This is a genomic window from Chryseobacterium binzhouense (assembly GCF_007474545.1).
Taxonomy (GTDB): domain Bacteria; phylum Bacteroidota; class Bacteroidia; order Flavobacteriales; family Weeksellaceae; genus Chryseobacterium; species Chryseobacterium binzhouense.
The window spans coordinates 75,818-84,432 of sequence record NZ_VKOG01000009.1 but is presented as its reverse complement, the minus strand read 5'-3'; the positions used below and the strand labels follow the sequence as shown (position 1 = coordinate 84,432).

Below are 8,615 nucleotides of genomic sequence, written 5' to 3'. Positions count from 1 at the left end.
AATAGCCCTGAGTGAAACAGCATCATTTTCTCAAACACTCTAAAAAGCAGCGCTCAAAAAGATACAGCTTAAAACGGAAGAGAGATAAGGGGGGAAAACTTAACAGCAACAGTAATAAACAAAATCCTCCTGCATCATCTGACACAGGAGGATATTTATAATATATACAAAATTAAATTACTTCAATTTTTTCTTCACAGCTACTTCTTCATATACTTCAAGAATGTCGCCCTGTTCGATATCATTATAGCCTTTCAGGTTCAATCCACATTCATAACCTTTGGTTACTTCTTTCACATCATCTTTGAAACGTTTCAAACTTTCCAATTCACCATCAAATTTAACAATACCGTCTCTTAATAAACGAACTTTAGAATTTCTGGTAACTTTCCCTGTAAGAACCATACAACCTGCGATTGTTCCTACTTTAGAAATTTTGAATACCTCACGGATTTCTACATTACCAATTACCTGCTCCTGAATTTCAGGGGAAAGCATTCCTTCCATCGCTTCTTTCACCTCATCAATTGCTTTATAGATGACTGAATATGTTCTGATTTCAATTTCCTCACGATCTGCAAGATCTTTTGCATTAGCTCCAGCTCTTACGTTAAATCCGATAATAATAGCATCAGATGCTGCGGCCAAGTTAATATCCGACTCAGTAATCTGCCCAACACCTGAGTGAAGAATATTTACACTGATTTCTTCTGTTGATAATCTTTGCAGCTGATCAGACAAGGCTTCCACAGATCCGTCTACGTCACCTTTAAGAATAATATTCAATTCTTTGAACTCTCCTAAAGCAATACGTCTGCCTAATTCTTCAAGTGTTGTATGTTTCTTGGTTCTGATTGATAATTCTCTTTGTAGCTGCTCTCTCTTGTTAGCAATTGACTTTCCTTCACTTTCATCAGCATACACCCGGAATTTATCACCTGCTGTAGGCGCTCCGTCTAATCCTAATATTGTTGCTGGAATTGATGGACCTGCCTGTTCAAGATTTTTACCTCTTTCATCAAGCAAAGCTTTTACTTTACCATGGTTTTTACCTGCTACTACATAATCACCTACTCTTAAAGTTCCGGTTTGTACGAGCATTGTTGCTACGTAGCCTCTTCCTTTATCTAATGAAGCTTCAATTACAACACCGTTTGCGGCGCGATCAGGATTTGCTTTTAGTTCAAGCATTTCTGCCTGAAGCAAAACTTTTTCTAAGAGCGTATCCACATTGTTACCAAATTTTGCGGAAATTTCCTGCGCCTGAACATTTCCACCCCATTCTTCCACCAAAATATTCATTCCAGAAAGCTGCTGACGGATATTATCAGGATTCGCATTCGGCTTGTCTACTTTATTGATTGCTATGATCATTGGAACACCTGCTGCCTGAGCATGGGAAATCGCTTCTTTCGTCTGAGGCATTACATCATCATCTGCAGCAATTACGATAATTGCAATATCTGTTACTTGCGCACCTCTTGCTCTCATCGCAGTAAACGCTTCGTGACCCGGAGTATCTAAGAAAGTAATTCTCTGACCATTTTCCAATTTCACGTTGTAAGCTCCGATGTGCTGAGTAATTCCTCCTGATTCTCCTGCAATTACGTTGGTTTTTCTTATATAATCCAGCAATGAAGTTTTACCGTGGTCAACGTGTCCCATTACAGTAACAATCGGTGCTCTAGGTAACAAACTTTCTTCTGTATCCATATCTTCCTCAGAATCTGCATCTTCAAGATCTGCATCCGAGAATTCTATCTTATATCCAAATTCATCAGCCACCAACAATAATGTATCAGCTTCCAGTCTTTGGTTCATCGTAACCATAACTCCTAAAGAGAAACAAGCAGAAATAACTTCTGTAGGAGAAACATTCATTAAGCTTGCCAATTCACCAACGGTGATGAATTCGGTTACTTTCAATGTTCTGTCTGCCGCATCTATTTCCTGCTGACGCTCGTCCTGTTCTCTACGGAAACTTCTTTTATCTTTTCTATGTTTAGAAGATTTAGATTTACCTCCTTTATTGGTAAGCTTTTCTAAAGTTTCTTTAATTTGATTTTTAACCTGCTCATCAGTTAATTCTACAGGCATTGTTCTCTGACCAGGTCTGTTTCCTTGTCCGCCTCTGTTGAAGCCTCCTCTGTTTCCGCCCTGTCCACCTTGTCCTGGTGGACGGTTACCCTGATTATTGTTTCCAAATCGGTTTCCTCCGCCTTGTCCTCCCTGACCTTGTGGACGGTTTTGCCCACCTTGACCCTGACGGTTTTGCCCACCTTGTCCCTGAGGACGATTGCCTTGCTGACCACCTCCCTGCTGGTTATTTCCACCTTGTTGGCTGTTTCCGTTATTTTGATTGGAACCACCACCCGGCTTTTCTATTCTTTTTCTCTTCTTTTTAGCTCCTGAATTCGGTTTTGGAGCAAACTGAGTTAAATCTATTTTTTCACCAACGATTTTAGGACCATCCAACTTTTGATAAACCGTCTCAATCTTCTGAGGTTCCTGAGATTCTTCTGCAGGAGCCACAGGTTTCGGTTCTTCTGCTTTTTGTACAGGTTTTTCTACTGCCTTTGGAGGTTCTTCTTTTGCAGGCTCAGCTATTTTTTTCTCAACTTTTGGTTCTTCGGCTTTTGGTTTTTCTTTTTTTGCAGGTCTGTTCCTGTTTCCTTCTATCTGGGAAAGATCAATTTTATCCAATACTTTAAATTCCTGTTTCTCAGGAGTAGATTTTGGCTCGGAAACAGGTGCTTCTGTTTCTTTTACTTCTTTCACCTCCTCTTCTTTTTGCTTTTCTGCTGGTTGGGAAGGCTCAGGAACGGGCTCTTTAGCCACGGGCTCAGCTTTCTTAGGTTCAAGATCAATTTTACCTAAAATTCTGGTTTCCGGTTTTATATTAGCTTTAGCTCTTATTACTTCGGGGGTTTTCTTTTCTTCAATTTCCAGTTTTTCTTCCGGAACTTTAGATATCACCACCTCATGGGAAGCTTTGCGCTGTTCGCCGTCTTTGGCAAACTCAGCTTCCAATGCAGAATATGCCGCTTCTTCTAATTGAGCGTTAGGATTGCTTTCAACCTCGAAACCCTTAGACTGTAAAAACTCTACCAATCTGGACATCGAAATGTTGAATTCCTTAACCGCTTTATTTAATCTTATTTTTGGCATCTATATTATTTACTGTTTTTTTAATTCTTAAAAATTAAAGTGTCGTTTTTTACTTTTTATTAAAATTTATTTCTAAATATTAATCTTCAAACTCCTCTCTCAAAATACGTTTTACATCTTCAATGGTTTCTTCTTCAAGATCTACCATATTCAAAAGACTTTCTGTATCCTTATCCAACACTGATTTTGCTGTAGTAAGACCTACTTTATTGAATTCATCCAAAATCCACTGTTCGATATCATCATTAAACTCTTTCAAGTCTACGTCATCATCTTCGCTTGCTTCTCTGTATACATCAATTTCGTATCCAGACAGCCATGAAGCCAGTCTGATGTTTTGTCCCTGCTTACCGATAACTTTAGAAATATCTTCAACCGGAGTATACACTAATGCGTAGTTTGCCTCCTCGTTGATGTCAATTTTATTGATGGTAACATTTCCTAAAGCTCGTTTTACCATAATCTCAGGGTTTTTAGACCACTGAATCACATCTATATTTTCGTTTCTCAACTCTCTTACAACACCGTGAATTCTGGAACCTTTTACTCCTACACAAGCTCCTACAGGATCTATTCTGTCGTCATAAGCATCCACAGCAATTTTTGCTTTTTCACCAGGAATTCTTACCGCTTTTTTAAGGATAATTGTTCCGTCCTGAATTTCAGGAATCTCTAATTCCAACAACTTTTCAAGGAATTTCGGAGCTGTTCTTGAGATAATGATCTGCGGTTTAGAACCTTTAAAATCAACACTTTCTACGATTGCTCTGATATTTTCACCTTTTTTAAAGAAATCTGAAGGAATCTGATTTTCTTTAGGTAAAATAAATTCGTTACCCTCATCATCCAGCAAAATTACATGCTTATGGCGAATGTGATGAATTTCACCAATAACAATCTCACCGATTCTGTCTCTGAACTGCTCATAAAGCATTGCATTGTTATGCTCCTGCAATTTTGTTGCTAAAATCTGTTTCAGCGTCAAAATATTTCTTCTTCCTAACTGCGCAACCGGAATTTCCATGGTAAAATCCTCACCTACTTCAAAAGTAGGATCTATTTTTTTTGCAGCAGAAATTTCAATTTCAAGATCATCGTCTTCAGACATATCATCTTCAACGATTGTTTTATTTAAGAATATCTGAAAGTCTCCTTTATCCGGGTTTACAATCACGTCAAAATGATCATCAGAATCATATCTTTTTCTCAGCAATGTTTTGAGGGAATCTTCAATGATTGCCATCAAATCAATTTTACTGATCCCTTTTTCGTCTTTAAAATCACCAAAGGATTCAATCAACGCTATATTATCCATTTATCTTTTTTCTTTTTATTAAAATTTAATTACTACCAACGCTTTTTTTATCTCTGCGTAAGGAATCTCTTTCTCCTCTTCCACATCAACTTTACCTTTACCGATATCTTTCGGTTTTCTGTACCGAAGTATCAGAGTGATTTTTTCTTCATCGGCAGCGATAAGTTCGCCTTCAGTTTTAGATGAATCGTTCAAAAGAACTTCAATTTCACGTCCGATGTTTTTCTGATATTGTCTCGGGATGGAAAGCGGCTCACTGAGTCCTGCTGACATTACCTGAAGACTGAAATCATGCTCCTCACGATCCATATTAAATTCTATTGCCCGGCTTGCATCAAGACAGTCCTGAACCGACACTCCGTTGTCTCCGTCTAAGATTACTGTAATATCATCCGCAGCAGAAAATTTCAAATCAATAAGAAACAAATCATTTCTTGTTTCCAGAAATTCATTCAATAATGTTTCAATATTTTTTCTAAACTCCATATTCTATAATACCTGATTTACCAGTACGAAAAAAGGCTTTCTCTTAGAAGCCTTTCCATTTTTTCCGTAAATCTCCTGCAAAGATAAGACTTTTTTCTAAAAAACACAAACCTTATTCATAATCAATATAATATGTTGTCTATTTCAAAATTAGCATCTTATATAAGACAGCTGTCATCTTACACTTAAAGATCTTTCATCAATGATTTTCTGTATGTTAACGGGGCATTTAAATTATATTGAAAGTATTTTAGTATTTTTGTTGCAGATTTTTTAAAAACATATATTTTGAATATAACAATAGTAGGAACAGGCTATGTAGGCTTGGTTACTGGAACCACCCTTGCAGAACTTGGAAATTCTGTATACTGTGTTGATATAGATGAAAAAAAAGTAGAAGGCATGAAAAACGGCGTAGTTCCCATCTATGAGCCGAATCTGGAAGAAATGTTTCTGAGAAACATACAGTCTGAAAGATTATTTTTCACTACTGATTTAAAAGAAGCTTTGGATAAAAGCGAAGTTATTTATCTTGCCCTGCCTACTCCACCCGGAGAAGATGGCTCTGCAGACCTCTCTTACGTTTTAAAAGTCGCCAATGATATTGGTGAAATGATGACAGAATATAAAGTGATCGTAAATAAAAGTACGGTTCCTGTAGGTACAGCAGATAAGGTAAGAAATGTTATCGCATCCAAAACAAAAATTCCGTTTGATGTAGTTTCTAATCCTGAATTTCTACGAGAAGGTTTTGCTGTAGAAGATTCTATGAACCCTGCGAGAGTAGTAGTAGGATCTAGTTCTGAAACGGCAAAAGATATCATGGCCAAGATTTATCAGCCGTTTACCAATACCGGAGTTCCTATTATTTTTATGGACGAAAAATCCTCAGAGCTTACGAAATATGCCTCAAATTCATTTTTAGCCGTAAAAATTACGTTTATGAATGAAATTGCCAATTATTGTGAGAAAGTGGGCGCAGATGTAGACAAGGTAAGACTCGGCATGGGAAGTGATGACAGAATAGGACACCGTTTTCTTTTCCCGGGTATCGGGTATGGCGGAAGCTGTTTTCCTAAAGACGTAAAAGCACTGATAAAATCAGGAAAAGATGATAATTTTGATTTTCAGATCCTTCAGGCAACGGAAAATGTAAATATTGCTCAAAAAGTTATTCTTGTTTCTGAAATTGAAAAATATTTCGGAGGAAATCTTGCGGGAAAGAAAATCGCAGTATGGGGATTAGCTTTTAAAGCCAATACAGATGACATAAGAGAAGCTTCATCTTTGGATAATATTGCTCTGCTTAAAGCAAAAGGGGCAAAAATCACCGCCTATGATCTCATTGCAGAAGAGAATGTAAAAAAACTCTTGGGAGACAAAATACAGTATGCCAACACAATGTATGATGCATTAGAAGATGCAGACGCTTTATTTATCGCTACAGAATGGCCGGAATTTAAAAATCCAAATTTTGGACTGATGGCAAAAAAAATGAAAAACAAGGTGATTTTTGACGGAAGAAATATGTTTCCGCTGGAAGTAGCAGAACAGAATGGTTTTTATTATAAAAGTATAGGGCGAAAAACAATTTTAAATTAATCATGAAAAACATCATCATAACCGGAGGAGCCGGATTTATAGGCTCACACGTGGTAAGAGAATTTGTTAAAAATTTACCCGAAACTAAAATTATCAATCTTGACGCATTAACGTATGCCGGAAATCTTGAAAATTTAAAAGATATTGAAAACGAGTCTAACTACGTTTTTGAAAAAGCAGACATCACCCAACCTGAAGAATTAAGGAGAGTTTTCGAAAAATATCAACCGGATGCCGTTATTCATTTAGCAGCTGAAAGCCATGTAGACCGAAGCATCACAGATCCGAATGCATTTATTAATACCAATGTAAACGGAACTGCTAATCTTTTAAATTTAGCAAAAGAATTCTGGACATTAAATCCCGATCACCAACACGGAAATTTCCCTGACGAACCTAGAACTAATCTTTTTTATCACGTTTCCACAGATGAAGTTTACGGCGCATTAGGAGAAACTGGATTTTTTACCGAGGAAACCCCTTATGATCCTAAATCACCTTATTCAGCAAGCAAAGCAGCTTCTGATCATTTGGTAAGAGCGTATGGAAATACGTACGGAATGCCGTTTATTGTCTCAAACTGCTCCAACAACTATGGTCCGAATCATTTTCCTGAAAAGCTGATTCCTCTTTGTATTCATAATATCATTAACGAAAAACCTCTGCCTATTTACGGAGACGGAAAATATACCCGGGACTGGCTATTTGTAGTAGATCATGCAAAAGCTATTTTCAGGATTTTCCATGAAGCTAAAACAGGCGAGACCTATAACATCGGTGGATGGAATGAGTGGCAAAACATTGATCTTATCAAAGAACTCATCAGACAAATGGATGCTAAACTCGGAAAACCAGAAGGTCACAGCGAAAAACTCATTACTTTCGTAAAAGACAGACCAGGACACGACAAACGTTACGCCATTGATGCCACAAAACTAAATAAAGATTTAGGCTGGAAGCCATCTGTAACTTTTGAAGAAGGCTTATCCCAAACAATAGACTGGTTTCTTGAAAATAAAGAATGGCTGGGAAATGTAACTAGCGGAGATTATAAGAAATATTACGAAAAGCAATACAGCTAATTCATATTAAAATGAAAGGAATAATACTCGCCGGAGGTTCCGGAACCAGACTTTACCCTCTTACCATTGCCGTAAGCAAGCAGCTGATGCCGGTCTATGATAAACCGATGATCTATTATCCGCTTTCCACATTGCTTTTAGCAGGAATTAAAGATATTTTAATCATCACAACTCCGCATGATCAGGCTGGTTTTATCAAGCTATTAGGAGACGGTTCGCAAATTGGATGTAATATAGAATATGTAGTACAGCCAAGTCCGGACGGATTAGCGCAGGCTTTCATTCTAGGAGATCAGTTTATCGGGAATGATTCTGCTGCATTGGTTTTAGGAGACAATATTTTTTATGGTTCCGAAATGGGAACTTTACTTAAAAATAAAACCAATCCTGACGGAGGCGTTGTTTTTGCCTATCATGTTTCAGACCCGGAAAGATATGGCGTTGTGGAATTTGACGATAACTTTAAAGCAGTTTCTATTGAAGAGAAACCATTAGAGCCAAAATCAAATTACGCTGTTCCCGGATTGTATTTTTATGACAATGAAGTGGTTGAAATTGCAAAAAACATTAAACCTTCTTCACGAGGAGAACTGGAGATCACCGATGTAAATAATGTGTATCTCAACAAGGGAAAACTAGAAGTAGGAGTATTAGACCGAGGTACTGCATGGCTGGATACAGGAACCTTCGACTCCTTAAATGACGCTTCAGAATTTGTAAGTGTTATTGAAAAGCGGCAGGGATTTAAAATCGGATGTATTGAAGAAATTGCTTTCAGAAACGGTTTTATTAATGAAGAAAAGCTTTTGGAAACAGCTTCAAAATATGGCAAAAGCGGATATGGTGAGTACCTGAAGAAATTAACATTGTAACCCACCTGCAAATAATGAAATACAGAGTTATGTCAATTTAAACAATTAATTTCCATAGCTTTGTATTTGATCAAAAAAAAACAAAAACAC

General features: G+C 37.3%; 6 protein-coding genes. 3 read left to right on the top strand and 3 right to left on the bottom strand.

Annotated features, from left to right (window positions below; translation table 11 throughout):
• Positions 1–177: 177 nt before the first annotated feature.
• The 3 genes from infB to rimP all read right to left on the bottom strand — a co-directional run bounded on the left by infB (position 178) and on the right by rimP (position 4,969).
• The gene (gene infB / locus FNE73_RS16120) at positions 178–3,168 is read right to left on the bottom strand and encodes a translation initiation factor IF-2 (protein ID WP_143885583.1); all 2,991 of its coding nucleotides are present in this window, start codon (positions 3,166–3,168) and stop codon (positions 178–180) included.
• A gap of 79 nt (positions 3,169–3,247) precedes the next feature.
• Positions 3,248–4,483 (bottom strand): transcription termination factor NusA, encoded by a 1,236-nt coding sequence (nusA, locus tag FNE73_RS16115; protein WP_143885582.1) that lies wholly within the window; start codon positions 4,481–4,483, stop codon positions 3,248–3,250.
• Between the two features lie 18 nt (positions 4,484–4,501).
• A complete protein-coding gene (gene rimP / locus FNE73_RS16110) occupies positions 4,502–4,969 on the bottom strand; it encodes a ribosome assembly cofactor RimP (protein WP_143885581.1) in 468 nt (155 codons plus the stop codon).
• Positions 4,970–5,257: 288 nt separating this feature from the next.
• Here rimP and FNE73_RS16105 point away from each other — a divergent pair, with 288 nt between their 5' ends.
• Genes FNE73_RS16105 through rfbA form a run of 3 tightly spaced genes read left to right on the top strand, consistent with a single transcriptional unit; the run spans position 5,258 to position 8,525 of the window.
• Positions 5,258–6,571: a UDP-glucose dehydrogenase family protein gene (locus FNE73_RS16105; protein ID WP_143885580.1), complete on the top strand. Its 1,314-nt coding sequence runs from the start codon at positions 5,258–5,260 to the stop codon at positions 6,569–6,571.
• A 2-nt stretch (positions 6,572–6,573) separates the two neighbouring features.
• Positions 6,574–7,653 (top strand): dTDP-glucose 4,6-dehydratase, encoded by a 1,080-nt coding sequence (gene rfbB / locus FNE73_RS16100; protein ID WP_143885579.1) that lies wholly within the window; start codon positions 6,574–6,576, stop codon positions 7,651–7,653.
• A gap of 11 nt (positions 7,654–7,664) precedes the next feature.
• Positions 7,665–8,525 carry a glucose-1-phosphate thymidylyltransferase RfbA gene (gene rfbA / locus FNE73_RS16095; RefSeq protein WP_143885578.1) on the top strand — a complete coding sequence of 287 codons (861 nt, stop codon included), beginning with the start codon at positions 7,665–7,667 and terminating at the stop codon, positions 8,523–8,525.
• The last annotated feature ends 90 nt before the right edge of the window (positions 8,526–8,615 follow it).

Coding starts and splice junctions, on each gene's coding strand:
- nusA (WP_143885582.1), bottom strand. CDS start 4,483: ATGGATAATATAGCGTTGATTGAATCCTTTGGTGATTTTAAAGACGAA.
- infB (WP_143885583.1), bottom strand. CDS start 3,168: ATGCCAAAAATAAGATTAAATAAAGCGGTTAAGGAATTCAACATTTCG.
- rimP (WP_143885581.1), bottom strand. CDS start 4,969: ATGGAGTTTAGAAAAAATATTGAAACATTATTGAATGAATTTCTGGAA.
- rfbA (WP_143885578.1), top strand. CDS start 7,665: ATGAAAGGAATAATACTCGCCGGAGGTTCCGGAACCAGACTTTACCCT.
- rfbB (WP_143885579.1), top strand. CDS start 6,574: ATGAAAAACATCATCATAACCGGAGGAGCCGGATTTATAGGCTCACAC.